The sequence below is a fragment of the Rhizobium sp. 18055 genome, assembly GCF_902706285.1.
Taxonomy (GTDB): domain Bacteria; phylum Pseudomonadota; class Alphaproteobacteria; order Rhizobiales; family Rhizobiaceae; genus Rhizobium.
This window is the reverse complement of the sequence record NZ_CACSKD010000451.1, coordinates 1-397: the sequence shown is the minus strand read 5'-3', so window position 1 is coordinate 397 and position 397 is coordinate 1. Positions and strand designations below refer to the sequence as shown.

Below are 397 nucleotides of genomic sequence, written 5' to 3'. Positions count from 1 at the left end.
GCCCTGGTTGGCGAACGGCTCGCGGGTGACGGCCGGGTAGTACAGCAGCTTGTCGCCGATCATCTCGCCCAGGAACTCGTGCTCACGCAGCTCCCTCTCGAAGTAATCGCGGTAGGCCAGATCCTTTTCGTAGCGCACGCCGTGGCAGAGGATCACCTTCTCGAAGCGCTCGTAGGTCTCCGGGTCCTTGATGACCGACAGCCACGGCGCCATGCCGGTACCCGTGCCCAGCAGGTACAGGTTCTTGCCCGGGTGCAGGTCGCTGATCAGCAGGGTGCCGGTGGGCTTCTTGCCGACCAGCACCTTGTCGCCCGGCTTGATGTGCTGCAGGCGCGAGGTCAGCGGGCCGTCCTGCACCTTGATGCTGAAGAACTCCAGATGCTCTTCCCAGTTGGCG

The 397-nt window shown here is 64.2% G+C and carries 1 pseudogene; it reads right to left on the bottom strand.

Going from position 1 to position 397, the window contains the following annotated elements:
• A pseudogene (locus GVL52_RS29970) lies at nt 1–397 on the bottom strand (ferredoxin--NADP reductase); the annotation flags it as partial.